The following is a 25791-nucleotide window of genomic DNA, read 5'->3' as shown; positions in this document are numbered from 1 at the left end:
AACTAAAGACTAAGAACTAAAAACTATAAAAATATGTTTTTAGAAATTGTAACACCAGAAGCTATCTTATTTTCATCAGAAATTGATTCTGTGACGGTACCTGGAATTAATGGTGATTTTCAAATGATGAATAATCACGCACCAGTTGTTTCTATCTTAAAAGAAGGAATGGTTAAGATTCATGTTCATACACAAGAACATTTAGTGCTAAATGACTTAAGTGGTCAATTTGTTCCACATATAGATGATGATAAAGTATTAACTTTAAGTATTAAATCTGGAACTTTAGAATTGAAAGATAACAAAGTAATTGTATTAGCGGATTAAGTTCGTTAAAACCCATAAAAAAAGCCAAACTTTTAAAGTTTGGCTTTTTTGTTTTATATAAACAATATTTATTTATTTAGTTCTTCTTGTGCTTTGCGTTCTAATTCAGCTTGAAACTCTTCCATAACTGGTTTAACAGTGCTTTCGGGTATATCTGCCACCTTAATATACATTAAACCATCAATTGCATTATTAAATTTTGGATCTACGTTAAAAGCTACCAAACGAGCGTTCTGTTTCACATACTTCTTTATTAAAACAGGTATACGCAATGCTCCTGGTTCAATCTCATCAATAATCTTATCAAATTTTTGCATATCCGCTTTTGTAGCATCGAAGACAAAATCTTTATCACCATCTTTTAGTTGAACCTTAAACTCTTTCTTAGGATGAATATATTGTGCAACATACGGATCGTAATAATGAGATTTCATAAACTCAATCATTAAAGATTTAGAAAATTCAGAAAACTGATTACTAATACTAACTCCACCCATTAAATATTTGTACTTAGGATAACGAAGCGTAACATGTACAATTCCTTTCCATAATAAAAATAGTGGCATTGGTTTTTGCTGATATTCCTTTACGATATATGCTCTACCTAGTTCAATAGTGTTTTCCATCATTGAATATAGTTCAGGTTCAATTCTAAATAAAGAATGCACGTAAAAACCGTTTATTCCATGCTTTTTAAAAATATCCTTACCAAGACCCATTCTATAAGCACCAACTAATGTGTTTTTATTACTATCCCATAAAATTAAGTGATAATAATACTTATCATATTTATCTAAATCTAACGGCTTATTAGTTCCTTCACCAACATCTCTAAAGGTAATTTCTCTTGTTCTACCTATTTCATGTAGTAAGTTTGGTATTTCTTTTGCATTGGCAAAAAACACTTCGTAGTTTTTACTTGCTAATAAACGATTTCCATCATCTCTAAGTTGGTCAATTTCTTTTTTAAATAACTCTGGACTTCTTTGTGCTGTAATTTTCTTAGCTTTCTTAGGAATTTTTAAATTCTGAGAAGATAAAATTTTAACTGGCGTTTTCTGAAAAGGATTTGCCAACATATAGGTTTTCTTCCTTATAAATTCATAAAAAGAAGGAATGTCTGGATACGCATCTTGATCTTTTACAGAAATAGGTTTACCTATTCTTACTTTAACAACACGTCTTTTTTGTGTCATTACTTCAGAAGGTAATTTAGCAGACCTTAACGTATCACTAATACTTGAAAGGATATAAAAAAGTTTACTGTTTTTAGCATGAAAGTAAATAGGAATTACAGGAACTTTTGCTTTCTTAATTAATTTTACAGCTCCTTCTTCCCAAGGTTTATCAACCTTTAATTCGCCATCTTTATAGGTTGAAACCTCACCAGCTGGAAAAATACCTAAAGGTTTTCCTTCACGTAAATGTAATAGTGAGTTTTTAATTCCAGCAATACTAGATTTTGCATCCTTTCTGTTTTCAAAAGGATTTACAGGCATTATATAAGGTTTTAAAGGCTCTGCTCTGTGTAGTAAAAAATTTGCAATTATTTTATAATCAGCTCTTTTTTCAACCAATAATTTTAATAATAAAACACCATCAATTCCTCCCAAAGGATGATTAGAAATTGTAATAAATGGTCCATCTTTGGGTATTCTTTTTAAATCGTCTTCTGGAATTTCAAATTCTATTTGAGCATCATTTAAGATACCATTTAAAAAATCTAAGTCAGATTTGTCTTTATTGTTGTCATATAGCCTGTTAACAGCAGAAATACGAGTAACTTTCATTAAAATCCAACCAACAAAAGTACCAAGAAAACCCCATTTTTCTAGTCCTATAACTTGTGCAATCTCCTTTGATGTAACTAATCCCATTAATATAAATTTGGCGTAATCGCAAATATATGAAAAATTAGATTACACTACTTATTTTATTACTACTTGGGTGGTTTCTTTATTTATTTGCTTTAGTAGAACTTTACCATTTTTTTCAATGTTTTTTACCGCTTCTTTATCAAAATGACGAATGGTATATAAGGTAACTTCTGAATGAAATGTAATTTTAAATGCGTTTTTTAATTCATTATAGAAAGCATCGAAATTAGAAAATTTGTCTTCAATACAAACGGAAAAACTAATAGCCGAGTTTTGAATTAAATTAACTTTTAATCTATGTTCATGTAGTTTTTTAAAGATATAACTAATATTATTTTCTACCATAAACGAGAAATCATTTGCTGAGATAGAAACTAATATTTGTTCTTTTTTAACCACGAAACAAGGAGTAAGTGGCATTAAATTAACACCTTTACTAACCTTTGTTCCGCTGTTTTTTAAATTGATAAACGAACGAACATATAGCGGGATTTCCTTTTTTTCTAAAGGTTGTAATGTTTTAGGATGAATTACAGAAGCTCCATAAAATGCCATTTCAATAGCTTCTGTATAAGAAATTTGGTTTAACAATTGTGTTTCTTTAAAAACACGTGGATCTGCATTTAAAACCCCATCAACATCTTTCCAAATAGTTACACTTTCTGCGTTTAAACAATAGGCAAAAATACCTGCCGTATAATCAGAACCTTCTCTACCAAGTGTGGTTGTATTATTACTATTTCCGCCTAAAAAACCTTGAGTAATATACAGGGTGTTTGCTTTTATTTTATGTTGAATATTTTCTTCTGTAAGTTCCCAATTTACTTTTGCATCTCTATAAGTAGCATCAGTTTTAATTAAATCTCTTACATCAATCCAATTATTTAATAAATTGATTTCAGTTAAATAAGCACTTACAATTTTAGTTGAAAGTAGCTCACCAAAACTTACAATTTGATCGTAAACAAAATTATAATTGGAGTTGTTGTTTGTAGCCATAAAACCACTTAATTCACCAAAAAGCATTTCTACTTCATTGTTTATTTGATGTTTTTCTTCAAATAAATCATCAATAATAGCTTTATGAAACTTGATTACAAAATCAAGATTTTCTTTTAAAACAATTTCTTTATTGTAAAAAGAGTTCGCTACGTTTTCAAAAGCATTTGTCATTTTTCCCATAGCAGAAATAACAACTAATGTGTTTTTTGTGCCTTCTTGTTGTAAAACATGAGCAACGTTTTTTACACTATCGGCATCTTTTACAGATGCTCCACCAAACTTAAATATTCTCATTTATATATGTATCTAAATTTCTTTCTGTCATATGAACAACAGACCAACCTTTTAAAATATTTGCTCCAGAGTTTTCGTAAAATTTAATTGCATTTGTATTCCAATCTAAAACTTCCCAAGCAACTCTTTTGCATTTGTTTTTATGTGCGTAATTTAAAACTGCGGTGTATAAAGCTTTACCAGCTCCAATACCTCTTTTACTTTGTGTAACCATAAGGTCTTCTAAATGAATAGAAACACCTTTCCAAGTCGAATAACGTTCGTAAAAAAGCGCCATTCCAATAATTACATTATTTTCTTCTGCAACAAAAGTTTTAAATTTAGGGTTTTCAGAAAAACCATCACGAAGTAAATCATCTACAGTAACTTCAACCGCATTTGGTTCCTTTTCAAATACAGCTAATTCTGTTATTAAATCTAAAACAGATTGCATGTCTTTTTGCTCTCCTTTTCTTATTATAAAACTCATTTTATGAAAATTTTATTCAAAGATAGTTTATTTGGTTTCATCTTAAAATAGATGTTAAATTATAACTGTTTTAAGAAAATTGTTTAGAATTTTAATTTCAGATTTTATTCTCAAAACATTGTAGTTGCGTAAAAAAGTTGGCATCTTTGTAGCACAACACAATTACAAGTTATGAATAATAAACATATGACACTTGGTGAGTTTATCATCGACAATCAAAATCACTTTAAATATTCTTCTGGAGAACTTTCTCGCCTTATAAATTCTATTCGTTTGGCTGCAAAAGTGGTTAATCACGAAATTAGAAAAGCTGGTTTGGTAGATATTACAGGAGCTTCTGGAGATATAAACGTACAAGGAGAAACACAACAAAAATTAGATGTTTTAGCAAACGACTTGTTTAAACAAACTCTAATTAATAGAGAAATTGTTTGTGGGATTGCCAGTGAAGAAGAAGACGATTTTGTAGTTGTTGAAGGAAAAAATAAAGCAAATGACAACAAATATGTCTTATTAATGGATCCTTTAGATGGTTCTTCTAATATTGATGTAAATGTTTCTGTAGGAACAATATTTTCTATTTACAGAAGAGTTTCCCCTGAAGGAACTCCAGTTACACAAGAAGATTTCTTACAAAAAGGAAGTGAGCAAGTTGCCGCAGGTTATGTGGCTTATGGTACTTCTACAATGTTAGTTTTTACTTCTGGAAATGGTGTAAACGGTTTTACATTAAACCCAGCAATTGGTACATTTTACCTATCGCACCCAAATATGAAATATGCTGAAGATGGAAGAATTTACTCTGTAAGTGAAGGATATTTTACACATTTTCAAGAAGGGATGAAGCGTTTCTTAATTCACTGTAAAGAGTTAAACGTAGCTGAAAAAAGACCTTATACAGCACGTTATATTGGTTCTTTGGTGTCAGATTTTCATAGAAATATGATAAAAGGTGGAATTTATATTTACCCAGCAACAGCAATTGATCCAAAAGGAAAGTTACGTTTGTTGTATGAATGTAACCCAATGGCGTTTATTTGCGAACAAGCTGGCGGAAAAGCTTCAGACGGTTTTACAAGAATTATGGATATTAATCCAACTGAATTACACCAAAGAGTTCCTTTTTACTGCGGAAGTAAAAATATGGTTTTAAAAGCGGAAGAATTTATGACAAAATTTTCTCCAGAAGTAAAGCCAAAGTATTAAATAAGAAATATTTATACCAAAATAAATTTAGAATAGGGCAAACGGTTGTTTGCCTTATTTTTTTGCCTTAAATTTACAATCAGAAAAAAAAGAAAATTAATCACATAAAAATCAAATAATTATGGCTTTTAAATTACCAGAATTAGGTTACGCTTATGATGCGTTAGAACCAAATATAGATGCAAGAACTATGGAAATTCACCATACAAAACATCACAACGGATATACAACAAAATTAAATGCTGCTATTGAAGGTACAGATTTAGAAGGAAAATCTATTGAAGATATTCTTGCTAATTTAGATATGAGTAATGGTGGAGTAAGAAATAACGGAGGTGGTTTTTACAATCACTCTTTATTTTGGTCAGTAATGAATCCTGAAGGAAAAGGACGTTTATCTGGAGAATTAAAAGATGCTATTGAAGCTGCTTTTGGTGATGTAGATGCTTTTAAAGATGCTTTTTCTAAAGCTGCAGCTACACAATTTGGTTCTGGATGGGCTTGGTTATGTGTACTTCCTGGAGGAAAAGTAGAAGTTTGTTCTACTCCAAATCAAGATAATCCATTAATGCCAGGAGTAACTTGTGGTGGAACGCCAATTTTAGGATTAGATGTTTGGGAACACGCTTATTACTTAAACTACCAAAACAGAAGACCAGATTATATTAATGCGTTTTTTAACGTTATTAACTGGAACGAAGTGGAAAGAAGATACGCAGAAGCTAAATAGTTTTAAAAAAATATAAAAAAATCCGCGATTTTGCGGGTTTTTTTATTTGTTGAATTTATTTATAGTTCTCCCATTTTTTGAGCAAAATCTAAAAGAATAGCTACATTTTTACCGCCTCCTTTTGCTATTGCGTGTACAATTTGATCGCCAGTATCTTTATCTGTATACACTTTAAATTGCTTTATTTTAAACTTAGAACCTTCCATAGCAGCTGGCAATGCATTTTCTTCTACATAACTAGCACTAACAGCTTGCCCCATTAATTGGTTCATTGCAGAATTTACCAATTCGCTATTTGCTAAATTATTTACATTGTCTAATGTGTTAGAAATGTTTTCAACACTATTAACATTCATGTTTTTTACATCCTTCACGGATTTTACCGCTTTGGTAATATTACCTAAAGATAAACCGGATTTTTTTACATAAGCATACGCAAACTTATTGTTATTACTTGCTTTTTTAAGTTGAATAATGTCGCCAACTTTAAACTCAGTTCCTTTAGATGTTTTGTAAGGACTTTTCGATTTTTTACCCTTAATTTGTGCAAATGCAATAAAAGGTATTAATAATAAGGTAAGTATAATTTTTGTTTTCATAATAAAATTAGTTTAGAATTAATACTCCAAAACTAGTTTTAAATGATTGTAAAAAAAATACGGCATTTGCCGTATTCTAATAATTAAGGTCTGAAATTCAGTTATTTAGAAAGTACCTTTTCTAAATCACCTAATAAGTCTTCAATATCTTCTATACCTACACTTAAGCGAATTAATGAGTCTGTAATTCCTGCTTTTAACCGTGCTTCTTTTGGCATTGATGCGTGAGACATGGTTGCAGCATGATTTACCATACTTTCTACGCCACCTAAAGATTCTGCGATGGTAAAAAAATTAAGGTTTTCTAAAAATTTAAAAGTAGCTTCTTTACTTTCGTCTTTTAAGCTGAAAGAAACCACGCCACCAAAATCCTTCATTTGTTTTTTAGCGACTTCGTAATTTGGATGATCGTCCAAACCAGGATAATAAACTGCTCCAGCTTTTGGATGGTTTTTCAATAAATTAGCCACTGCTTTAGCATTTTCGGAATGCCGTTGCATTCTAATATGTAATGTTTTTATGCCGCGTAAAGCTAAAAAAGAATCCATTGGACCTGCAATTGCACCTGCTGCAAATTGAATAAAATGTAATTCTTCGGCTAATTTTGCGTCTTTTACAATTAAAGCTCCCATTAAAACATCGGAATGTCCTCCTAAATATTTTGTTACTGAATGCATTACAATATCTGCTCCTAAATTTAAAGGTTGTTGTAAATAAGGTGTTGCAAAAGTATTGTCTACAGCTATTAATATAGATGGATTAACTTTTTTTACTTCAGATGAAATTGCTTGAATATCTGCAATTTTCATTAACGGATTAGTTGGTGTTTCTAACCAAACTAATGTTGTTTTTTCTGTAATTGCTTCTGATACGTTTTTAGCAGAATATGTATCTACATAGTTAAATTCTAATCCGTATTTTTTAAATAATTTGGTAAACATTCTGTAAGTTCCGCCGTACAAATCGTTTCCTGCAACTATTTGATCTCCAGGCTTTAATGTTCTTAAAACACAGTCTATTGCTGCTAAACCGGAAGAAAAAGCAAAACCATGTGTTCCGTTTTCTAAGGTAGCTAAACTATCTTCTAATGCTGTTCTTGTTGGGTTGGAACCTCTTGAGTAATTGTATTCTTGACTTGCTCCAAAACTTGCTTGTGCGTAAGTGGATGTTTGAAATATTGGTGGAACAATTGCACCAGTTGATTTTTCTGGTTTTTGACCTCCGTGAATTGCTTTTGTATTGAATTTCATACTGATTAGGTTGCTTTAAATTGAATAGAACACAAAATTTGCACTTACCTTATAAATATGCTTAGCCCCGATTGTAGCATTTGTTTGAGCTCTTTTTTGAGATGCTGATTTTTATCAGCACGAAGAAAAAGCGAGTGCCTTTCGACTACGCTCAAGATAAACTCCAAGCGGGAAATAGCTTCTTATAATTTTAAACGAATTTTTTAAGCGACATGATAATACCTAAATGGATACCTTCGTGATAGTTATTAAATGAAATTGCGTTTTCTATAGACTTTATAACATAACCAGTGCTTGTCGGATATTCATTATAATTCTCGAAAATACCAGCTTCATAATCTTCTTGTAAAGTTTCTGGTAAGCCAGAGAAAAGTTCTAAAACTTCGTCAAATTCTTCTTGTGTAAATGTTGTTGTTGGTACAGTTCCTTTTCTATAAGTTTCTATTAATTCTTCTGGACACAAACAATTTAAACCCGATAATTTATACTGTAATAACTGTTGTGTAACCACTAAATGGGCAATGTTCCAAGCAATGTTATTTTTAAATCCGTCTGGAATTTTATGTAATTGCTCTAATGTTAAACCGTCTATTGCTTTTAGCGTTAATGCTCTAGATTTTTCAAGAATATTAAATTGAGTCGTCATTTTTATTGTAATTTTGAAGTGTAAATATAATCTTAAATTATGAAGAAAGTCTATTTTTTACAAACTTGCGATACGTGCAGACGTATTTTAAAAGAAGTAAATATTGAAGGTTTTGAGAAGCAAGAAATTAAAGCTAATCCTGTTAATGTAGAGCAATTAGAAGAAATGCGAAAACTTACGGATAGTTATGAGAGTTTGTTTAACAAGCGTGCAAAAATGTATAAAGCAATGGATTTGAAAAACCAAACGTTGCTGGAAAAAGATTATAGACAGTTTATTTTAGATGAATATACTTTTTTAAAACGCCCTGTTTTTATTGATGAAAATGAAATTTTTATTGGAAATAGTAAGAAGGTTGTTGAAGCGTTGAAAGAAAGAATTGGATAAAAAAGCCTCACAAATTGTGAGGCTTTTTAGTTTTATTTTGAAGCTAATTTAATATCGGTTTTACTAATAATTGTATTTAATTCTTCTTTTGTTAGGTTTGTTTTTAAACCAACCATAACTGCGTCTTTATTTTTACTAAAGACATTTACTATAATTTCTTTAATTCGGTTTTTTTCTTCTCTAAAGTGAATGCTAATTCTATCTCCTTTATCTTTTATACGTACAATGGTTTTTAATTTGTTTCTTTTTACAAATTTTTTAAAATCGTTTTGTACACTTGTTGAATTATTGTCAAAAACTAATACCTTGTAATTGTTTGCTTTGTCTAATAAAGCATCTAATGCTTCGTCATCTTGGTCGTCAATAAAAAAACTTGCTATAAATCCAGGAACATTTAAAGAAACATCTGCTTCTTTTTTATGTGCTTTGTAAAATTCTTTAAAGTTTTTTTCTTGTGCTGAAATGCTTAAAATGAATAAGCAAAATACGGTAGTTAAAAATTGTTTCATAATACTTGGTTTTAATTTAGAGACGATAAACCAAATGTTTTGTTACAATCGTTAATTTTTGCTTAGCCAAGTTTTAGTTCTCAATTCTACGTTCTGTTTTACATCTTCCCAAAATAAATTAATATCGCCTGTATGGTAATTTTTCATAAAAGACATAAAAAAGCGCATCGGGAATTTAGGGTTTGTGCTCCAAACTAATCCGTCAGTAATTTCTATAGTTAGCGCTTTTTTATATAATTTATCATTTGTATATAAAAAACCTTTATGCTGTTCTAAAGTGGTAGTTTTTGCGTTATTCCACGTAATTGGATTTGTAGTTACGCTGCCTTTATACCAATCTTTATTTTCAGGAAATTTTCCTTTTTTGAAAGTGTTCCAAGAAATAAATCCACCGGTTTCAGTTGGTTCAAACATTGGTTTTATTGACTTGAATTCATTTGGTTTTAGGCCCATTCCAACTAAATAAGCTGCTATTAATTGTTTTTTTAGTGGTTTCTCATCAAAAAATTCTTTTAACAATCTACGTGAATGTGTTGTTCCTTGACTATGACTTGCAATAATTATTGGCCTTCCGTTATTGTATTTTTCTAAATAGGTTTTAAATGCATTTTTAACGTCTGAATAGGCAATTTCAAGTGCTTCTTTTCCACCTTCATTATATAAAGTATAAGAACGTACATGCGCTTGTCTGTAATATGGAACATAGATTTTACCAGAAGTTGCAAAAGGTGAAGCCTGGTATTTTACTGCCGAATTTAAAACTTTATCTTGTTGTTCTTTGTCATTAATTGGTACATTCCAACGAATGTCTTTTTTATCAGTATTTAAGGTTGGATAAATGTAAAAAACATCTGCTTTTAAGTTGTTAACTTCCGTTTGATTTGGTGCAAATTTTTGTAATTCTTCGTTGTAGGTTGTTGGTAAAACAGCCCAATTAATTTCTTGATTATAATCAGGAATAGATGGTGTGTTTTTGGATTGAAAAGTCTGTGTTTGGTAAGTTGATTTACAACTTAAAAAAAGCATAACAAATACTACTAAATACAAGTTTTTCATAATCTTAAGAATTATATACAGCCATTAAGTTATCGGCTTCTTTTTTGGCACTCCAATTTGCTATTATTTCTTCTCGCGCTTGTTTTCCTAAATGTGGAATCTCATTTTTTATCGCTTTTGATAAAAGGTTTTCTAGTTCATTAACATTGCCTGCTTCAAACAAATATCCGTTTTTCTGATTTGAAATTAAACTAGAATGTACACCAACATTTTTTGTTGCTATAACATTACATTCGCAAGACATTGCTTCTGCTGTAACTAAAGAAAATCCTTCTGAATAACTAGGAACAACAGCTATTTTTGCTGCTTGATAATAAGATATAATAGCTGATGTTTCATCTATAAAATAAACCTGATTTTCTATTTGATGCTTTTTAGCAATTGCTTTTAATTCTTCTAAAAAAGCAGGTTTATCTACTTTTCCAACAATAACTAACGCCCAGTTTTTATGAGTTTTTAAAACTTTTGAAGCTTCTAACAACACAATTTGACCTTTTGCTTTTCTAACTCTACCCGCACATAAAATAATATTTTCTTGTGGTATGTTTTTTAAGGTTGAATTTGAGTTTGGGGCAAAATTATTTATATTTACTCCATGACCAACAACGGTGTTTTTAATGCCCAAATTATCACTCATGCTTTTAATAAGTGTAATAACTTTGTCAGACTTTTTAAGTAAATGTTTTGTGAGACCAGAAGGATTTGTTTCAGCATGACGCGTAGAAACAAGCGTAAATTTAGCGCCTATAAAACGAAAATAAAGCATGCGTAAAACCTCATTATTTCTATGGCAATGCACCACTACTTTTTTATCAGAAAATAAAATCGATTTTAATTTTTTTCGAGAAATTTTGTTTCCTTCAATTCCGTAACCATAAACGTAAGTTGCTGTTTTAGCTTCTAGAAATGGTAACACATTTTCAATACTACGTGTAACGCCAGTTCTTCTTTTATGAAAATGAGTTTGAATTAAAATTAGTTCAGAATTCATTTCTTTAAGCAAATCTACGTTCAATTATTTCTATTAAACGAGTTTCATACTCTTCTTTACCAGTCCAATTATAATCTGGTTTTACCATTTTATTGATAAATTTTTTGGCTTCTTTTTCAGTTTTAAGAGTGTTTAATTGAGAAACTACACGATTAAAATCTCCTTGATTGTTATCAAAAAGATGTTTTACAAAGGCAATTCTATCATTCAAACCAATTTGTATATCACCAAAAAGTTGATCATTTAAAGTCTTTTGTTCTGCTTTTTCAAATAAATTAACAACATCATCTACAGAAACTGTGTCTTGCAGTTCTTCTTCTAACGTTGGCATTTTTGAAATTCCTCCAACATCTTTTGCATCATCTTTAAAACTATTGTTTGTATTAAATAACTGTTCTAATTCTTCAAAAGGCTGTTCTATATAAGTTTCTTCTTTGTCTTTTTCAATATCACCAATAACAGCATCAGCAAAATCATCTGCGGCATCTGTCATTTGTGATTCTTCTTCTTCAACTTCACCAATAATTTCTTCTTCTAAAGCATGAACAACTTTAGGTACTTCAACTTCTATTAGAGGCTCGTTTATTATGGTAGAAGCTTTTTCAATTTTATTAATTAACTCTTCTTTAGTAGCTGTAGCGTTTGGTGTTGTGTTAATATATTCTTCTACATAAGCTAATACAGCTAATTTTTCATAAATTTCATGAGCTTTCTCTTTAAGAACAAGTACATCTTCTTTATTTTTTAGTTGTAAAATGCTATGTGCTAAACTAGTTAAATCTGCTGCTAATTTTTTGTGCATAAGTTGTAAGTGTTATTTGAGTTTTGGGCTGAATTTTTAATAAATTTGTTACTTTTACAAAGTAAGTTAAAAATAACTTTTAAGCCTTAAAATTACAAAATGTTTCTTGAAAATACAGTAAATCATACAGAACAATTTGGTTGGATTGAAGTAATTTGTGGCTCAATGTTTTCTGGTAAAACAGAAGAGTTGATAAGAAGACTTAAACGAGCACAGTTTGCAAAACAACGTATTGAGATTTTTAAACCTGCCGTAGATACGCGTTATGATGAAGAAGAAGTTGTTTCTCATAACGATAGTAGAATTCGTTCCACACCAGTTCCTGCATCGTCTAATATATTATTATTAGCTAATAATGTTGATGTAGTTGGCGTAGATGAAGCTCAGTTTTTCGATGATGAAATTGTAAACGTTTGTAACGAATTAGCAAATAGAGGAATTAGAGTAATTGTTGCTGGTTTAGATATGGATTTTAAAGGAAAACCTTTTGGGCCAATGCCAGCACTAATGGCAACTGCAGAATACGTAACCAAAGTGCATGCTGTATGTACAAGAACAGGAAATTTAGCACATTATAGTTTTAGAAAAGCGCAAAGTGAAGATTTGGTTTTACTTGGAGAAACACAAGAATATGAGCCGTTAAGTAGAGCTGCGTATTATAAAGCATTAAGAGAGCAACAAGAAAAAACAGCAATAAAAGATGATGAATAATCACGTAACTGTATTAGAAATTGATGCGAAAGCAATCAAACATAATTTAGCGTTTTTTAAAAAACAACTACAACCAACAACCAAAATGATGGCTGTTGTAAAAGCTTTTGGCTACGGAAGTGATAGTATAGAAGTTGCAAAAATTATAAAAGATGATGTTGCTTATTTTGCAGTTGCGTATGCAGCTGAAGGAATTGCGCTTCGTGAAGCTGGTATTGAAACACCAATTTTAGTTTTACACCCGCAAATTGCAAATATTGATAGTATTGTAAAACATAGATTAGAACCTAATTTATACAATTTTAAAATACTTTCTGCTTTTTTAAAATATGCAGATGAAGCTCCGTTAATGAATTATCCAATTCATATAAAATTTAACACAGGTCTTAACAGGTTAGGCTTTTGGCATAATGATATTGGTAATATTTTAGTAGATTTAAAAAAATCGAATAATGTTAAGGTTCAATCTATATTTTCTCATTTAGCAGCAAGTAACGTTGCAGAAGAACAAGATTTCACTATCAATCAAATTAACAACTTTGCATTTATTGTAAAAGAAATGTATAAACATCTAGGTTACGAACCTATGATACATATCTTAAACACGTCTGGCGTTGTTAATTATGCCCAAGCGCAATTTGATATGGTGCGAGTTGGTATTGGATTATATGGTTTTGGAAATAATCCAGAAGTTACAGCACAACTAAAAAACACACATACTTTAAAAACAATTATATCTCAATTACATTTAATTGAACAAGGTGAAACTGTGGGTTACAACCGTGCTTTTGTGGCAAAAAGACCTACAAAAACAGCAACTTTACCAATTGGTCATGCAGATGGAATATCTCGTAAATTAGGAAATGAAGTAGGTTTTGTTGTTATTAACAATCAAAAAGCAATGATAATTGGTAATGTTTGTATGGACATGATTATGGTTGATGTTACTAATATTGAATGTAAAGAAGGAGATGAGGTTATTGTTTTTAACCATCAACAAATAGTTGAATATATGGCTTATAAAGCAGAAACAATACCTTATGAAGTACTTACTGGTATCTCTCAAAGAGTAAAAAGAATTGTAAAACATTAATTTTTGTTAAAATTTTCTTAATTTCGAGCCGATTAACAAATTAAAAACAAAGAATCATGTTAAAAGAATTTAAAGAGTTTATTACAGGCGGTAATGTTATTGAATTTGCCGTTGCTGTAATTATGGCTGGTGCAATTGGTACCGTTGTAAAAGGTTTTGTAAGTAATATTGTAATGCCGGTAGTTGGTATGTTTACAGGAGGAGTAAGTTTTGCAGACAAAAAGTATGTTTTATCTGAAGCTGTTGCAGATGCAGCAGGAAAAGTTACAACTCCAGAAAATGCAATTATGTATGGTGCTTGGATTGACTCAATTATCAACTTAATTATTGTAGGTTTAGTTATGTTTATGATGATTAAAGGTTATAATAATATGAAGAAGAAAGAAGAAGCTGCAGAGGAAGCTCCAGCAGGACCAAGTCAAGAAGACTTATTAACTGAAATTAGAGATTTATTATCAAAGAAATAATTTTTTTTTAATTTACTGAAATAAAAAAAATCCCGAGCAATTTGTTCGGGATTTTTACGTTTATTAAATATTTAGAAATCATTCAATTTCGATTTTTTACAAATTTAGTTGAAGAAATTTTTATAAATTTGTTATGCTATAGAAAAAGAAGTAGGGGTCTTTTTCTTGGTGAATTAGGCTCTTTCTGAAAAGAAAGAGCTTTTACCAATAATTTTACAGACCCTTTTTAGTATGTTCTGCAATATACAAATCTGCAATTGTTGGGTTTTTTGGACAACTTTTTATTTGTTGAAATACGTCTCCAGTTTTTACAAAACCCGTTTGTAAAACTTTAAAATAAACACCACAAAAAGTAGTATTCCAAAATTGCTTAACAATTTTCATGTCGTTAAAACGAATTCCTAATTTATAACATGGGTTTCTTGGAAGAGTTACTTCTAAAATAGCATCTCCAACTTTAAAAGTATCACCTTGATGAATTTTAGTTTCATCTAAATCATCAGTAGTTAAGTTTTCACCGAAAATTCCCATTTCAAAATCTAAATTTGGGTGAAACTCTTTAAAATAGGCGTAATGCTTTAAAGAATAACCATAAATAGCTTGTAATATTCCACCATGGTTTTCTCTGTTACAAATAGTATCTCCTTTTACATCTTCAAGATCTAAAAAAACAGGTTTGTCAACTGCATATTTAAAAATTCCAGTTGTTACAGTTTCTCCTTTCCATTCAATTTCTTTTTTATCACCTAAACAAGTTGCTACTATTTTCATGATTTATTCTTTTAGAAAGTTTTGTAATACATCAGCAATTTTACGATTATCAGACAACTGTGGAATCTTGTTTTGTCCACCAAATTTGCCAATCGATTTCATATATTCATGAAAACCACCTCTTTTTACTTTTCTAATAACTAATTGACGCAATATTTTACCATCAATTAAATCTAGATAATAAATGTTTTGAGCTTGCATAGAAGCATCAATTTTTGAAGCTAATTTTTCTAAATCTTCAGGTTCGTTTTCAAACTCTATAAACCATTCGTGATAAGGTAATCCACTATCTGGATTTACTTGAGGTGCAACTGTAAATTCACTTATAGTTGTTGAAGTTCCAATAATAGCATCATTCAAAGCCTTCTCTACTTCTTTACCAATAACATGTTCGCCAAAGGCGGAAATAAAATGCTTTATACGCCCAGAAACTTTTATTCTATAGGGTTTTAATGAAGTAAATTCTACTGTATCACCAATATTGTAACCCCATAAACCGGCAGTTGTGTTTAAAATAATAACATAATTTACACCTAACTGAACATCTTTTAAAGAAATCCTAGTCGGATTTTCATCAAAAAATTCTGAAGCAGGAATAAACTCATAGAAAATACCAGAATCAAGTTGTAATAACATTCCTTTTTCGGTCTGTGTGTCTTGATAGGCTATAAAACCTTCGGAAGCTGGATACAATTCTATATAATCTACCTTTTTACCAATAAGCGATTCGAACTTATTTTTATAAGGTTCAAAATTAACGCCACCGTAAATAAAGAAGTTGAAATTCGGAAAAATTTCTGAAATTGGTTTCCCCGTTTTTTCTATTAGTTTTTCAAAATACATTTGTACCCAAGATGGAATTCCGCTAATAACAGACATGTCTTCTGGTAACGTTTCTTCTACAATTTTATCAACTTTTGTATCCCAATCTTCAATACAGTTGGTTTCCCAACTTGGCAATCTGTTTTTTAGTAAATAACTAGGAACGTAGTGCGCTACAATTCCGCTTAAACGACCTAAATTGATGCCGTTTTTGTTCTCCAAAACCGGACTTCCTTGTAAAAAAATCATTTTCCCGTTTACAAAACTTGCATCCTTTTTTTCAGCAATGTAAAATAACAAAGCATTACGTGCAGCTTTAATATGCGTTGGCATCGATTCTTTTGTAATAGGAATGTATTTTGCGCCAGAAGTTGTTCCTGATGTTTTAGCAAAATAGATAGGTTTTCCTTTCCATAAAACATTTTCTTCACCCGCAACTATTCTATCAACATAAGGTCTTAAACCTTCGTAATCATTAACCTTCACGCGCTTTTTAAAGTCTTCGTAGGTATTTATAGAAACAAAATCATGATCTTTTCCAAAGGCAGTTTTACATCCTTCAGAAATTAAATATTGAAATACTTTTTCTTGAGTTTCGTGTGGTTTTTTTGCCCATTTTTTAACCTGCTTTGTAGCTAGTTTGGCAAAAGGTATAGCGAAGAATGATTTTAAGCTCATTTATTGAAAATCGATATAATTTTTAGGATTTACAGAATAACCATTGTTCCAAAGTTCAAAATGTAAATGCGGACCTGTTGTTAATTCTCCTGTAGAACCAACAGTAGAAATTACTTCTCCAGATTTTACAAAATCTCCTTGTTGTTTTAATAGGTTACCGTTGTGTTTGTATACTGAAATAAAATTATTTGTGTGTTGTATGGTTAAAACATAACCGGTTTCTGTTGTCCATTCAGAGAAAATAACGGTTCCATCTGCTATAGCTTTTACTGGTGTTCCTGTTTTAGCTACAACATCTATTGCAAAGTGTTTTTCTGTTGCGTTAAAATCTTGAGAAATAGTACCAGAAACAGGTGCGAAAAAAACAATTTTAGTTTTATTGTTTGTGCTGTTAGATAATGGAAAACGGTCTTTACTTTCAACCTTTTCTCTAAATAAAGAGTCTTCTTTAGTGGCATTAAGCATTTCTTCATTTATAACAATACTCTCAGCTTCTGCTCTTAAAGAATCAATACTTTCAGGTTCAATTTCTCCAGTTAAAACCGGTTTTATAGAATTAGTGAAGTTTTCTAAAACAGCTAATTTCATTTTTAAAGAGTCTGCTTCAAATGTAAGTTGGGTTGCTTTCTTTTTTAATGCTGTTGAAGAATAACCAGGAATATATTCTCTTAATGGCGTAAATGCAATTAATAAAATTGTTAAAGCAATAAGGAATATTGAGAAAAATCCGCCTAAAACAAAGACATTTAAGCGAGATAGTTTTAAAGAAAAACGTTCTTCAAATGTATCTTCGTTTAAAACTACCAACCTATATTTATCGGTTAGTTTTTGTTTTAATTTACCTTTCTTTTTTTGTTGTTTAGACACTGTAGTTTTTTAATCTTTTTGTAAAAATACTAATTACAGTTTTAAAATTGTTTTTCTGTTTAAATTATAACGAAAGATTATGACTTTTCTTACTTCTTATAGAAGTTCATTTCGTCAATATAATTCCAAACGGCATCTGAAAGTAATGGCTGAATGTTCTTTTTATCTTTAATTCCGTTACGAATCATTGTTGAAGAAATTTCTACAATTGGCGCTTTTACAGGGTGAATTTTTGGGTGATTATCGAATTGAGTTTCAATTTTACCTTCAGAAATTCTTGGATACACATATACATTATGGTTTTCTAAAATGGTTTCATAATTTTTCCATTTATGAAAACTTTTTAAATTGTCTTCGCCCATAATTAAGTTGAATTTATATTTTGGATACTTTTCTGAAATATGCGCTAATGTATGAACTGTGTAATTTGGTTGTGGTAATTTAAACTCTATATCGGTTGGTTTTATTTTATCAAACCTTTCTGTAGCTTTAAAAACCATTTCTAATCGATGGTGATTGTCTAATAAAGAACTTTTCTTTTTAAATGGATTGTGTGGTGTTACAACCATCCAAATTTCATCTAAATTAGAATTTTCTACCATATGATTGGCAATAATTAAATGTCCAACATGTATTGGGTTAAAAGTTCCAAAATAAAGACCAATATTTTTCATTTATTCCTCTTCTTGATTATTTTTTAATCCTAAGAAATTATCTACTAAATTTTCAGCATCTTTTAATGCAATATTTAAATCGTAATTTTTTATAATTTCATCAAATTGTGGTGCAGTTGCCAATTCTACAGATGCTTTTGCAATTCGCATATTTATCTTGTCTTCACTTTCAGTAGAACGTTTTTTTAGTCTTATTTTTAACTCATCTATACTTGGTGGTTTAACAAAAACAGCTAATGTTTGTTCTGGAAATTTCTTTTTAATACGAAGTCCACCAGCAACATCAATATCAAAAATAACGTGCTTTCCTTGTGCCCAAATTCGTTCAACTTCTGTTTTTAAAGTTCCGTAAAAATTATCTCTATACACTTCTTCCCACTCTAAAAAATCTTCATTTTTTATGTGTTGTTTAAATTCTTTGGTTGAAATAAAGTAATAATCTTCTCCATTTTTTTCTTCGCCTCTTGCTTCTCTTGAAGTTGCAGAAATTGAAAACTCTAAACCAAGTCTTTCTTGTTTTAATAGATGACGAACAATTGTTGTTTTTCCGCTACCAGATGGAGCAGAAAACACAAATAATTTACCTTTGAAATTAGTACTCATTTTATAAAACGTTTAAAATTTGTTCTTTAATTTTCTCCAATTCATCTTTCATTCTAATTACTAATTTTTGCATTGGTGCATAATTAGCTTTAGAACCTGTTGTGTTTATTTCTCTACCAATTTCTTGAATTACAAATCCAAGTTTTTTTCCGTTAGAATCTGGTGTAGCCAGCGTTTCTAAGAAGTAATCTAAATGATTTGCTAAACGAACTTTCTCTTCATTTATATCTAATTTTTCTAGATAATAAATTAACTCTTGCTCAAATCTATTTTCGTCAATTTCAACTTTTAAATCATCTAAAGCTTTTTGTAAACGAGCTTTTACATGATCTATTCTTTCAGTATCTAAAACTTTTATTGCCGCTAAAGCTTCTTTAATATTTGCAATTCTTTCGTTAAAATCTACTTCTAAAGAAGCAGCTTCGTCAGTTCTATATTGAATAATTTCTGTAATAGCTACATCAATAGATTCATCAATCTTTGCCCATTCATTTTCATCTAATTCAGCACGTTCAACCTTAAGAGCATCTGGCATTTTTATGGCCATTTTTAATAATTCTACATCATTATCAGAACCAATAAAAAGGGTATTTCTTAATTGTTGAACATATTCTAAAACTACATTTTTATTTACAGTTGTAGAGGTTTCATCAGCTGTCATTTCTACCCAAATAGAAAAATCTACTTTTCCACGAACTAAACTACTTGCTAATTTTTTACGAACCGATAATTCTTTTTCTTTATAGTAAGAAGGAATACGAACATTTAAATCTAAATTTTTACTATTTAAAGACTTAATTTCAATGGTTACTTTTTTTGTTGGCAGTTGTAATACGGCTTTCCCGTATCCTGTCATAGATTGTATCATAATTTCTTGAGAATGAAACGCAAAGATAAATTTATTTAGCGGAATTCTGCACTTGTTTTGTAACCAAATAAACACCTAAGAATATTAGCAAGGTTGCAGCTATTTTTACTGTATTTAAAGTGTCGCTACCAACAGAAAGCGCATAAATTGATGCAATAACAGGTTGTAAATAAATAAAAACACTTACCGTTGTTGGTTTTAATTTAGATAAACCATACAAATTAAATAAGTAGGTTACACAAGTTGTAAACAAGACAACAAAGCCAGCTTTTAAGTAAATTGAAGTTGGCATTATATTCCATTGTACTTCGGTTAATTCATTTAAACCAAAAGGAAGTACCCAAATTAACCCGAATAAATAGAGCCATTTTACAAATACAACTGGGTTATATTTTTCAATTAGTTTTTTAGCAAGTACTAAATAAAAACCATAAGAAGCTGCATTTACAAACACTAAAAAGTTACCAAGAATTATGTTTTCTCCGTTTACTTCGGAAGAGTTTCCGTAGATAATTAATAACAAAGCACCTATGAAACCAATTATAACACCTAAAATTTTTCTTGGAATTATTTTTTCTTTCAGTAAAAGACTAGCAAAAAGTAATACCATTATTGGAGACATAACCATAATTGCAGCAGCACTAATTGGAGTAGTTAAACTTAAACCTTTAAAAAAGGTAAGCATGTTTATACCAACGCCAAAAAATGATGCAAGTAATATGTGTTTGTAATCTTGTTTTTCAATTGATTTTGCTTTTATCAACAAGCCAACTAGCCAAAAAACAATTGTTGCTCCACCAACTCGCAATAATATAAATCCGTAAGGTTTTATGTATAAGGGCATTACTTCTTTAGCAATGGTAAATGTTACACCATAAATTAAAGATGTAATAAAAACTGCAATTAAAGCAATTGTTCTAGTGTTCATTTTACTTGAAATTTGGTTACAAAAATCCGATAAAAAATCTGTTTTTAATTGATTTCATTTGAAAATTAAAACAAAAAAAGCGCTACAAATATGTAGCGCTTTTCTCCTTTTGTTGAATTTTAATTAGTCAACTAAAGGTGGTATTCTTAATACTTGTCCTGGATAAATTTTATCAGGATGAGAAAGCATTGGTTTGTTTGCTTCAAAAATTACAGGATACTTCATAGCATTTCCATAATATTCTTTTGCAATTTTACCTAAAGTATCTCCACTTGCAACTGTGTGAAATTGAGCCATTAAAGCTTCATCAATTTCTTCTACTTCTGCAACAGTCATGTTATCTTCTACAGATGCAATTCCGTCAGTATTTCCTACTACTAAAACTACTTTTTCTTTAGTTGCTAAATCTGCTGCTTCACCAGAAACAGAAGCTTTATCATCTTCTATAGATACAGATAAGTTTTCTACTCCTAATTCTAAAGCTCTTACAGCTTCTACTAATTTGTTAGCTTTTTCAGCAGCTTCCTCTTCAGTTGTTTTACCGATACCAAATACTTTTGCACCAGCGTTTTTAATAAATGAAAAAAGTCCCATTCTTTTTGATTTTTGTTTTTAGATTAATAAATAATTTCAATGACCAATATACAACTTTTATGCCAATAATTATTTTATACTATTAGTTTTTAACCTACTTTTGGGTGGTAATACCTTAAGTTTATGCAAGTACATCATCTAGCGAAAGATAACTCAGTTTTAAATACTTTTTTAGCAGAAATCCGTTCTACTGAAATTCAACAAGATTCTATGCGTTTTCGCAGAAATATTGAACGAATAGGAGAGATTTTAGGATATGAATTAAGTAAAAGTTTATCTTATTATTCTACGGATATAACTACTCCTTTAGGAACAAAAACTATTAATGTGCCAAACAAAAACCTTGTATTAGCATCAGTTTTAAGAGCTGGTTTAACTTTGCATCAAGGGTTGTTAAATTATTTTGACGGAATTGAAAATGCATTTATTTCTGCGTATCGTCATCATCCAAATAACGATAAAGAATTCGAAATTGTGGTAGAGTATTTTGCATCTCCTTCAATAGAAAACAAAATCTTATTATTAGCCGATCCAATGTTAGCAACAGGACAATCTTTAGTTGCCGTTTATGAAGCCATTAAAAAACATGGAATGCCAAAAGAAATTCACTTAGTTTCTGTTATTGGTTCTTCGGAAGGAGTAGATTTTATCAAAAAACACTTTCCAGAAAACACACATTTATGGATTGCGGATATAGATGATACTTTAAATGATAAAGGATATATTGTTCCAGGTCTTGGTGATGCTGGAGATTTGGCTTACGGAGTTAAATTATAAGAAATAAACTACTAAAGAACACAGAAAAAATAACGTAATTAGTACTTCTTTTATTAATGTTTTTTCGACTAATTCTAATCCATTAGCTAAAATTATAGCAATAGGAAATAACAGATATAGAAACTCACTTCCGTTATGTTCTTTTAAGATAAGTATAAATAAGATTGTTATAAATAGATTCAGAATCATTAGTAACCAACTTTTTCTAAAAGTATTTTTTACTGATAGTATTTTTGGTGTTTTCATAAAAACCGAAATTAAACTTAAAACGCAAATTACACAAAGTGGAAAAATATAGATTAAAGCCCTGTAATTTTCAAAATCATAAGAAGTAAACCAGTTAAAAAGGTTGCAAAAGGCCTCGGTAGAATCATTCCAAAAACAATAAGTAAAGTATAAAAATAACGGAGTTAAAAAACCAACTACAGGTATTAGTAACGTCTGTAAAGAAGTTTTTTTATGTATAAAAATTGCGCCATATAAAAGTAGTGTAAAAATTAAAGTAAAAGGTTCTATTAAGAATGAAATACCCAACCATAAACCACCATCAAAAAGTTTTTTAAAAATATTTTTACTTGACTGTAAACTATACACTTTTCTTAAAAACAAGAGTAATAGTAAATTTACAATCAGTGTTTTTTCATCTAAAAAGGAACTTGGAAATAACCCTAAACAAAGAATAAAAAACAAAAAAGCATAACTGTTACCAAACGTTAAATTGTTTTTTACAACTATAAAATTCTGAAAAAAGAAGGTTAATAGCAGTAAAACAGCAAAGGTAAAGTAAGAAAAAATAGAATTTTTGAAATAAAAACTGATGTCAAACCCAGTAAAAAGCGCCAAAAACAAGTACACTACAAACAATAATCCTAGAACAACAAAAGTTATAGGCTTAGATTTTGCGAAAAAATTGGCTAACATCGTTTCTTTTTATATTTTTGCAGTGTAAAGATACTCAAGTTATGTTAGCATTCAATATTTTTAAATGGATTGGTAGTTTATTCACTGATTTATTATTTCTACCTTTTAATTGGTTACGTTTAGATCTTGCAAACCAAGAATATGGTTGGTGGCTCTCAAATGGAGTTAACTGGCTTTTCTTACTTGTGCTTATTGTTCTTTTTGCTTATTGGATGGGAGAATCTAAGAAGTTTGCAAACGAAGGAACTGAAGACAGAGCTTAATTTCTACATATTTTGGGAAGCAAAAACAAACAAAAGCGTTTTGAAGAAAATAAAACGTTTAAAAATGTAATTCAGCCAACTAGAGAAGAGGTTGTTACCGGTTTTTCTTTAAAAGGAAAATGGAACACTTTTTTTAAGAACGATAATCCAATTGTGTTAGAATTAGGTTGTGGTAAAGGTGAATATACAGTTGCTTTAGCTCAAAAATATCCTGAAAAAAATTTTATTGGTATCGATATTAAAGGCGCTCGTTTTTGGCGAGGTGCTAAAACTGCTACTGAAGAAAATTTAGAAAATGCGGCTTTTATTAGAACTCAAATTGAGTTAGTCGATTTTATTTTTGCAGAAAATGAAGTTGATGAAATCTGGATTACTTTTCCAGATCCGCAAATAAAATACCAAAGAACAAAACATAGAATGACAAATACGTCATTTTTAAAGAAATACCATCATATTTTAAAGGAAGACGGAATTATGAATCTTAAAACAGATTCTGAATTCATGCACGGTTATACTTTAGGATTATTGCATGGAGAAGGTCATGAAGTTTTATATGCAAACCATACGGTTTATAAAAATGAAGGCGCTCCAGAAGATGTTTTATCTACACAAACTTTCTACGAAAAGCAGTATTTAGAAACTGATAAAGCAATTACTTATATTCGTTTTAAGCTGAACTATTAGTTTTTTGTTATTCTGAACCTATTTCAGAATCTCATTAAACGTTGTATCTTCCCTTCGTGAAAGAATCCGATAATTTTTTTGAAAGAGTTTACAAAGTAGCACGTTTAATTCCGTTAGGAAAAGTAACAAGTTACGGTGCAATTGCAACTTATTTAGGAGCTGCACGATCTGCAAGAATGGTTGGTTGGGCAATGAACAAAGCACATAATTTAGAAGACATTCCTGCACACAGAGTTGTAAATAGAAAAGGTTTACTTACCGGAAAGCATCATTTTGATGGAACCAATTTAATGCAACAATTGCTGGAAAACGAAGGAATTGTTGTTATTGAAAATCAAATTCAAGATTTAGAAAAAGTCTTTTGGAACCCTTCGGAAGAATTATAATAAGCACTACTTATCAATCTATAAATAATCACAATCTACTTGCTTTATTTTCTGCCTACTAAGACGTATCTTTGCAATCAAGATTAAATAAAGATAAGACGTGAGTTTTAAGAAACAAGATATATACAAGGTATTAGAAACTATTACTGCACCAGGAGAAGGTAAAAGTTTAATAGAAAATAATAATGTTACAAACGTAGTAACTTTCGGTAACGAGGTTTTAATAGATGTAACAATTAGCAATCCAACATTACAAGCAAAAAAGAAAGTTGATACAGAAATTACAAAAGCTTTAAAAACTGCTTTCGGCGAAGAAATTGATGTAAAAGTAACTGTAAAAGTTGTTGCAGCTGCACCAAAGGAAAATCCGAATCAAATTCGCGGAAAAGAAATTCCAAATATTCAGAATATTATTGCCATTGCATCTGGTAAAGGAGGTGTTGGTAAATCAACAATAACAGCAAATACTGCTATTTCTTTAGCAAAAATGGGCTTTAAAGTAGGTGTTTTAGATGCCGATGTTTACGGTCCATCACAACATATAATGTTTGATGTAGAAAAAGAAAGACCACTTTCTGTAAAAGTAGAAGGTCGTTCTAAAATGAGACCGGTAGAAAATTACGGCGTAAAATTATTGTCTTTAGGCTTTTTTACAAATCCAGATCAAGCAGTAATTTGGCGTGGACCAATGGCAAGTAAAGCATTAAATCAATTAATTTTTGATGCAGATTGGGGCGAGTTAGATTTCCTTTTAATCGATTTACCACCAGGAACAGGAGACGTACATTTATCAATAGTACAAGCCTTACCAATAAACGGTGCGGTTGTTGTAAGTACACCTCAAAACATTGCCTTGGCAGATGCTAAAAAAGGAGTTGCAATGTTTCAGCAAGACAGCATAAACGTTCCAGTTTTAGGGATTATAGAAAATATGGCATATTTTACACCAGAAGAATTGCCAGAAAATAAATATTATATCTTCGGAAAAGATGGAGCAAAAAATCTTGCAGAAGACATAAAAACACAATTTTTAGGAGAAATTCCTTTAGTGCAAAGCGTAAGAGAAGCAGGTGATGTTGGTCATCCAGTAGCATTACAAAACGGAACAAAGTTAGAAAAAGCTTTTGCCGATATTACTAAAGAAATGGTTTCTCAATTATTAAAAAGAAATGCAAATTTACCACCAACCGAAGTTGTAAGAATTACAACAATGAGTGGTTGTAGCACAAAATAATCTCAGATTATGACAGCAACAGAAACACAAAATAACGTAGAAAAAGCCTTAGAAGAAATTCGTCCGTTTTTAGTAAGCGATGGCGGAAACATCAAGCTTTTATCTATAGAAAATAACACTGTAAAAGTGCAATTAGAAGGCGCGTGTATTGGTTGTTCGGTAAACCAAATGACCTTAAAAAATGGTGTAGAAGCCACTATTAAAAAGTACGCACCACAAATTGAAGAAGTTATAAATGTAGAATAAGCTGACAAAAATCAGTTTTTAAACATTCAAAAAAATATAATTTTGGGCGTTACCTAAAG

Annotated in this window: 32 protein-coding genes; 13 read left to right on the top strand and 19 right to left on the bottom strand. The window is 30.2% G+C overall.

What is annotated here, in order from left to right:
• Window positions 1-33 precede the first annotated feature (33 nt).
• Entirely contained in the window at window positions 34-327 is a 294-nt protein-coding gene (locus tag LPB136_RS10235; RefSeq protein ID WP_072556233.1) for a F0F1 ATP synthase subunit delta/epsilon, read from the top strand.
• A gap of 68 nt (window positions 328-395) precedes the next feature.
• Here the strand turns inward: LPB136_RS10235 and LPB136_RS10230 are convergent, their stop codons facing one another.
• The 3 genes from LPB136_RS10230 to LPB136_RS10220 are packed head-to-tail and all read right to left on the bottom strand — an operon-like array spanning window position 396 to window position 3969.
• Window positions 396-2204: a GNAT family N-acyltransferase gene (locus tag LPB136_RS10230; protein WP_072556232.1), complete on the bottom strand. Its 1809-nt coding sequence runs from the start codon at window positions 2202-2204 to the stop codon at window positions 396-398.
• Window positions 2205-2255: 51 nt separating this feature from the next.
• Window positions 2256-3500: an aspartate kinase gene (locus LPB136_RS10225; protein ID WP_072556231.1), complete on the bottom strand. Its 1245-nt coding sequence runs from the start codon at window positions 3498-3500 to the stop codon at window positions 2256-2258.
• Entirely contained in the window at window positions 3487-3969 is a 483-nt protein-coding gene (locus LPB136_RS10220; protein ID WP_072556230.1) for a GNAT family N-acetyltransferase, read from the bottom strand. The genes LPB136_RS10225 and LPB136_RS10220 overlap by 14 nt, the downstream gene beginning before the upstream one ends.
• A 171-nt stretch (window positions 3970-4140) precedes the next feature.
• Between LPB136_RS10220 and fbp the strand changes: the two genes are divergently transcribed.
• A complete protein-coding gene (gene fbp, locus LPB136_RS10215; RefSeq protein ID WP_072556229.1) occupies window positions 4141-5175 on the top strand; it encodes a class 1 fructose-bisphosphatase in 1035 nt (344 codons plus the stop codon).
• Between the two features lie 121 nt (window positions 5176-5296).
• A complete protein-coding gene (locus tag LPB136_RS10210) occupies window positions 5297-5905 on the top strand; it encodes a superoxide dismutase (RefSeq protein WP_072556228.1) in 609 nt (202 codons plus the stop codon).
• A gap of 59 nt (window positions 5906-5964) precedes the next feature.
• Here LPB136_RS10210 and LPB136_RS10205 read toward each other — a convergent pair whose 3' ends face one another.
• The 3 genes from LPB136_RS10205 to LPB136_RS10195 all read right to left on the bottom strand — a co-directional run bounded on the left by LPB136_RS10205 (window position 5965) and on the right by LPB136_RS10195 (window position 8400).
• Window positions 5965-6504, bottom strand: coding sequence for a hypothetical protein (locus tag LPB136_RS10205; RefSeq protein ID WP_072556227.1), 540 nt, complete (start codon window positions 6502-6504; stop codon window positions 5965-5967).
• A 101-nt stretch (window positions 6505-6605) separates the two neighbouring features.
• Window positions 6606-7754, bottom strand: coding sequence for a cystathionine gamma-synthase (locus LPB136_RS10200; RefSeq protein ID WP_072556226.1), 1149 nt, complete (start codon window positions 7752-7754; stop codon window positions 6606-6608).
• 190 nt (window positions 7755-7944) lie between these two features.
• The gene (locus tag LPB136_RS10195; protein WP_072556225.1) at window positions 7945-8400 is read right to left on the bottom strand and encodes a DinB family protein; all 456 of its coding nucleotides are present in this window, start codon (window positions 8398-8400) and stop codon (window positions 7945-7947) included.
• A gap of 39 nt (window positions 8401-8439) precedes the next feature.
• Here LPB136_RS10195 and LPB136_RS10190 point away from each other — a divergent pair, with 39 nt between their 5' ends.
• Window positions 8440-8787 (top strand): arsenate reductase family protein, encoded by a 348-nt coding sequence (locus LPB136_RS10190; RefSeq protein ID WP_072556224.1) that lies wholly within the window; start codon window positions 8440-8442, stop codon window positions 8785-8787.
• 32 nt (window positions 8788-8819) lie between these two features.
• Here the strand turns inward: LPB136_RS10190 and LPB136_RS10185 are convergent, their stop codons facing one another.
• Genes LPB136_RS10185 through LPB136_RS10170 form a run of 4 tightly spaced genes read right to left on the bottom strand, consistent with a single transcriptional unit; the run spans window position 8820 to window position 12145 of the window.
• A complete protein-coding gene (locus LPB136_RS10185; protein WP_072556223.1) occupies window positions 8820-9296 on the bottom strand; it encodes a DUF4252 domain-containing protein in 477 nt (158 codons plus the stop codon).
• 51 nt (window positions 9297-9347) lie between these two features.
• Window positions 9348-10352, bottom strand: coding sequence for a DUF3089 domain-containing protein (locus tag LPB136_RS10180; RefSeq protein WP_072556222.1), 1005 nt, complete (start codon window positions 10350-10352; stop codon window positions 9348-9350).
• A 4-nt stretch (window positions 10353-10356) separates the two neighbouring features.
• Window positions 10357-11343, bottom strand: coding sequence for a glycosyltransferase family 4 protein (locus LPB136_RS10175; protein ID WP_072556221.1), 987 nt, complete (start codon window positions 11341-11343; stop codon window positions 10357-10359).
• A gap of 4 nt (window positions 11344-11347) precedes the next feature.
• A complete protein-coding gene (locus tag LPB136_RS10170) occupies window positions 11348-12145 on the bottom strand; it encodes a hypothetical protein (protein ID WP_072556220.1) in 798 nt (265 codons plus the stop codon).
• A 99-nt stretch (window positions 12146-12244) separates the two neighbouring features.
• Here LPB136_RS10170 and LPB136_RS10165 point away from each other — a divergent pair, with 99 nt between their 5' ends.
• From LPB136_RS10165 to mscL, 3 genes are read left to right on the top strand one after another with little or no spacing between them, the layout of a single operon-like run.
• Window positions 12245-12856, top strand: a complete 612-nt coding sequence (locus LPB136_RS10165; RefSeq protein WP_072556219.1) for a thymidine kinase — start codon at window positions 12245-12247, stop codon at window positions 12854-12856.
• Complete coding sequence (gene alr, locus LPB136_RS10160; RefSeq protein WP_072556218.1) at window positions 12849-13949, top strand: alanine racemase; 1101 nt, start codon at window positions 12849-12851, stop codon at window positions 13947-13949. Before LPB136_RS10165 ends, alr begins: the two co-directional genes overlap by 8 nt.
• Before the next feature lie 56 nt (window positions 13950-14005).
• Complete coding sequence (mscL, locus tag LPB136_RS10155; protein ID WP_072556217.1) at window positions 14006-14416, top strand: large conductance mechanosensitive channel protein MscL; 411 nt, start codon at window positions 14006-14008, stop codon at window positions 14414-14416.
• A 213-nt stretch (window positions 14417-14629) separates the two neighbouring features.
• On the opposite strand, the gene LPB136_RS10150 is transcribed toward mscL, so the two are convergent.
• The 8 genes from LPB136_RS10150 to lysM all read right to left on the bottom strand — a co-directional run bounded on the left by LPB136_RS10150 (window position 14630) and on the right by lysM (window position 21221).
• Window positions 14630-15187, bottom strand: a complete 558-nt coding sequence (locus LPB136_RS10150) for an MOSC domain-containing protein (protein ID WP_072556216.1) — start codon at window positions 15185-15187, stop codon at window positions 14630-14632.
• A gap of 3 nt (window positions 15188-15190) precedes the next feature.
• Entirely contained in the window at window positions 15191-16687 is a 1497-nt protein-coding gene (locus LPB136_RS10145) for a GH3 auxin-responsive promoter family protein (RefSeq protein WP_072556215.1), read from the bottom strand.
• Window positions 16688-17554 carry a M23 family metallopeptidase gene (locus LPB136_RS10140; RefSeq protein ID WP_072556214.1) on the bottom strand — a complete coding sequence of 289 codons (867 nt, stop codon included), beginning with the start codon at window positions 17552-17554 and terminating at the stop codon, window positions 16688-16690.
• 89 nt (window positions 17555-17643) lie between these two features.
• Window positions 17644-18228 carry a nicotinate (nicotinamide) nucleotide adenylyltransferase gene (nadD, locus tag LPB136_RS10135; protein WP_072556213.1) on the bottom strand — a complete coding sequence of 195 codons (585 nt, stop codon included), beginning with the start codon at window positions 18226-18228 and terminating at the stop codon, window positions 17644-17646.
• Window positions 18229-18831, bottom strand: coding sequence for a guanylate kinase (gene gmk / locus LPB136_RS10130; RefSeq protein WP_072556212.1), 603 nt, complete (start codon window positions 18829-18831; stop codon window positions 18229-18231). It lies immediately after the preceding gene.
• Between the two features lies 1 nt (window position 18832).
• Window positions 18833-19699, bottom strand: a complete 867-nt coding sequence (locus tag LPB136_RS10125; RefSeq protein ID WP_237267378.1) for a YicC/YloC family endoribonuclease — start codon at window positions 19697-19699, stop codon at window positions 18833-18835.
• A 31-nt stretch (window positions 19700-19730) separates the two neighbouring features.
• Window positions 19731-20627 (bottom strand): DMT family transporter, encoded by an 897-nt coding sequence (locus LPB136_RS10120; protein ID WP_072556210.1) that lies wholly within the window; start codon window positions 20625-20627, stop codon window positions 19731-19733.
• A 123-nt stretch (window positions 20628-20750) separates the two neighbouring features.
• Window positions 20751-21221: a peptidoglycan-binding protein LysM gene (gene lysM, locus LPB136_RS10115; RefSeq protein WP_072556209.1), complete on the bottom strand. Its 471-nt coding sequence runs from the start codon at window positions 21219-21221 to the stop codon at window positions 20751-20753.
• A gap of 123 nt (window positions 21222-21344) precedes the next feature.
• Between lysM and upp the strand changes: the two genes are divergently transcribed.
• Entirely contained in the window at window positions 21345-21998 is a 654-nt protein-coding gene (upp, locus tag LPB136_RS10110) for a uracil phosphoribosyltransferase (RefSeq protein ID WP_072556208.1), read from the top strand.
• Here upp and LPB136_RS14140 read toward each other — a convergent pair.
• Window positions 21993-22919 carry a DUF6427 family protein gene (locus tag LPB136_RS14140; protein ID WP_072556207.1) on the bottom strand — a complete coding sequence of 309 codons (927 nt, stop codon included), beginning with the start codon at window positions 22917-22919 and terminating at the stop codon, window positions 21993-21995. The two genes, upp and LPB136_RS14140, sit on opposite strands and share 6 nt — an antisense overlap.
• A gap of 41 nt (window positions 22920-22960) precedes the next feature.
• On the opposite strand from LPB136_RS14140, the gene LPB136_RS10100 reads away from it, so the two are divergent.
• The 5 genes from LPB136_RS10100 (at window position 22961) to LPB136_RS10080 (ending at window position 25732) form a co-directional block, all read left to right on the top strand.
• The gene (locus LPB136_RS10100) at window positions 22961-23182 is read left to right on the top strand and encodes a DUF6341 family protein (protein WP_072556206.1); all 222 of its coding nucleotides are present in this window, start codon (window positions 22961-22963) and stop codon (window positions 23180-23182) included.
• Between the two features lie 12 nt (window positions 23183-23194).
• Window positions 23195-23866, top strand: coding sequence for a tRNA (guanosine(46)-N7)-methyltransferase TrmB (gene trmB / locus LPB136_RS10095; protein ID WP_072556205.1), 672 nt, complete (start codon window positions 23195-23197; stop codon window positions 23864-23866).
• A 56-nt stretch (window positions 23867-23922) separates the two neighbouring features.
• Window positions 23923-24252 (top strand): MGMT family protein, encoded by a 330-nt coding sequence (locus LPB136_RS10090; protein WP_072556204.1) that lies wholly within the window; start codon window positions 23923-23925, stop codon window positions 24250-24252.
• A 100-nt stretch (window positions 24253-24352) separates the two neighbouring features.
• Window positions 24353-25486, top strand: coding sequence for an Mrp/NBP35 family ATP-binding protein (locus LPB136_RS10085; protein WP_072556203.1), 1134 nt, complete (start codon window positions 24353-24355; stop codon window positions 25484-25486).
• A gap of 9 nt (window positions 25487-25495) precedes the next feature.
• Window positions 25496-25732 carry a NifU family protein gene (locus tag LPB136_RS10080; RefSeq protein ID WP_072556202.1) on the top strand — a complete coding sequence of 79 codons (237 nt, stop codon included), beginning with the start codon at window positions 25496-25498 and terminating at the stop codon, window positions 25730-25732.
• Window positions 25733-25791 lie beyond the last annotated feature (59 nt).

The sequence above is a fragment of the Tenacibaculum todarodis genome (genome assembly GCF_001889045.1).
GTDB classification, from domain to species: domain Bacteria; phylum Bacteroidota; class Bacteroidia; order Flavobacteriales; family Flavobacteriaceae; genus Polaribacter; species Polaribacter todarodis.
This window is presented reverse-complemented; position numbering and strand designations above follow the sequence as displayed.

What these genes read in the sequence shown, in the direction of transcription:
- LPB136_RS10145 (WP_072556215.1), bottom strand. Translation starts at nt 16,687, where the DNA reads ATGAGCTTAAAATCATTCTTCGCTATACCTTTTGCCAAACTAGCTACA.
- LPB136_RS10205 (WP_072556227.1), bottom strand. Translation starts at nt 6,504, where the DNA reads ATGAAAACAAAAATTATACTTACCTTATTATTAATACCTTTTATTGCA.
- LPB136_RS10230 (WP_072556232.1), bottom strand. Translation starts at nt 2,204, where the DNA reads ATGGGATTAGTTACATCAAAGGAGATTGCACAAGTTATAGGACTAGAA.
- lysM (WP_072556209.1), bottom strand. Translation starts at nt 21,221, where the DNA reads ATGGGACTTTTTTCATTTATTAAAAACGCTGGTGCAAAAGTATTTGGT.
- LPB136_RS10170 (WP_072556220.1), bottom strand. Translation starts at nt 12,145, where the DNA reads ATGCACAAAAAATTAGCAGCAGATTTAACTAGTTTAGCACATAGCATT.
- LPB136_RS10175 (WP_072556221.1), bottom strand. Translation starts at nt 11,343, where the DNA reads ATGAATTCTGAACTAATTTTAATTCAAACTCATTTTCATAAAAGAAGA.
- LPB136_RS10210 (WP_072556228.1), top strand. Translation starts at nt 5,297, where the DNA reads ATGGCTTTTAAATTACCAGAATTAGGTTACGCTTATGATGCGTTAGAA.
- fbp (WP_072556229.1), top strand. Translation starts at nt 4,141, where the DNA reads ATGAATAATAAACATATGACACTTGGTGAGTTTATCATCGACAATCAA.
- LPB136_RS10235 (WP_072556233.1), top strand. Translation starts at nt 34, where the DNA reads ATGTTTTTAGAAATTGTAACACCAGAAGCTATCTTATTTTCATCAGAA.
- LPB136_RS10195 (WP_072556225.1), bottom strand. Translation starts at nt 8,400, where the DNA reads ATGACGACTCAATTTAATATTCTTGAAAAATCTAGAGCATTAACGCTA.
- LPB136_RS14140 (WP_072556207.1), bottom strand. Translation starts at nt 22,919, where the DNA reads ATGTTAGCCAATTTTTTCGCAAAATCTAAGCCTATAACTTTTGTTGTT.
- LPB136_RS10200 (WP_072556226.1), bottom strand. Translation starts at nt 7,754, where the DNA reads ATGAAATTCAATACAAAAGCAATTCACGGAGGTCAAAAACCAGAAAAA.
- LPB136_RS10180 (WP_072556222.1), bottom strand. Translation starts at nt 10,352, where the DNA reads ATGAAAAACTTGTATTTAGTAGTATTTGTTATGCTTTTTTTAAGTTGT.
- gmk (WP_072556212.1), bottom strand. Translation starts at nt 18,831, where the DNA reads ATGAGTACTAATTTCAAAGGTAAATTATTTGTGTTTTCTGCTCCATCT.
- LPB136_RS10100 (WP_072556206.1), top strand. Translation starts at nt 22,961, where the DNA reads ATGTTAGCATTCAATATTTTTAAATGGATTGGTAGTTTATTCACTGAT.
- LPB136_RS10220 (WP_072556230.1), bottom strand. Translation starts at nt 3,969, where the DNA reads ATGAGTTTTATAATAAGAAAAGGAGAGCAAAAAGACATGCAATCTGTT.
- nadD (WP_072556213.1), bottom strand. Translation starts at nt 18,228, where the DNA reads ATGAAAAATATTGGTCTTTATTTTGGAACTTTTAACCCAATACATGTT.
- alr (WP_072556218.1), top strand. Translation starts at nt 12,849, where the DNA reads ATGAATAATCACGTAACTGTATTAGAAATTGATGCGAAAGCAATCAAA.
- LPB136_RS10185 (WP_072556223.1), bottom strand. Translation starts at nt 9,296, where the DNA reads ATGAAACAATTTTTAACTACCGTATTTTGCTTATTCATTTTAAGCATT.
- upp (WP_072556208.1), top strand. Translation starts at nt 21,345, where the DNA reads ATGCAAGTACATCATCTAGCGAAAGATAACTCAGTTTTAAATACTTTT.
- LPB136_RS10225 (WP_072556231.1), bottom strand. Translation starts at nt 3,500, where the DNA reads ATGAGAATATTTAAGTTTGGTGGAGCATCTGTAAAAGATGCCGATAGT.
- LPB136_RS10080 (WP_072556202.1), top strand. Translation starts at nt 25,496, where the DNA reads ATGACAGCAACAGAAACACAAAATAACGTAGAAAAAGCCTTAGAAGAA.
- LPB136_RS10190 (WP_072556224.1), top strand. Translation starts at nt 8,440, where the DNA reads ATGAAGAAAGTCTATTTTTTACAAACTTGCGATACGTGCAGACGTATT.
- mscL (WP_072556217.1), top strand. Translation starts at nt 14,006, where the DNA reads ATGTTAAAAGAATTTAAAGAGTTTATTACAGGCGGTAATGTTATTGAA.
- LPB136_RS10150 (WP_072556216.1), bottom strand. Translation starts at nt 15,187, where the DNA reads ATGAAAATAGTAGCAACTTGTTTAGGTGATAAAAAAGAAATTGAATGG.
- LPB136_RS10120 (WP_072556210.1), bottom strand. Translation starts at nt 20,627, where the DNA reads ATGAACACTAGAACAATTGCTTTAATTGCAGTTTTTATTACATCTTTA.
- LPB136_RS10165 (WP_072556219.1), top strand. Translation starts at nt 12,245, where the DNA reads ATGTTTCTTGAAAATACAGTAAATCATACAGAACAATTTGGTTGGATT.
- LPB136_RS10125 (WP_237267378.1), bottom strand. Translation starts at nt 19,699, where the DNA reads ATGATACAATCTATGACAGGATACGGGAAAGCCGTATTACAACTGCCA.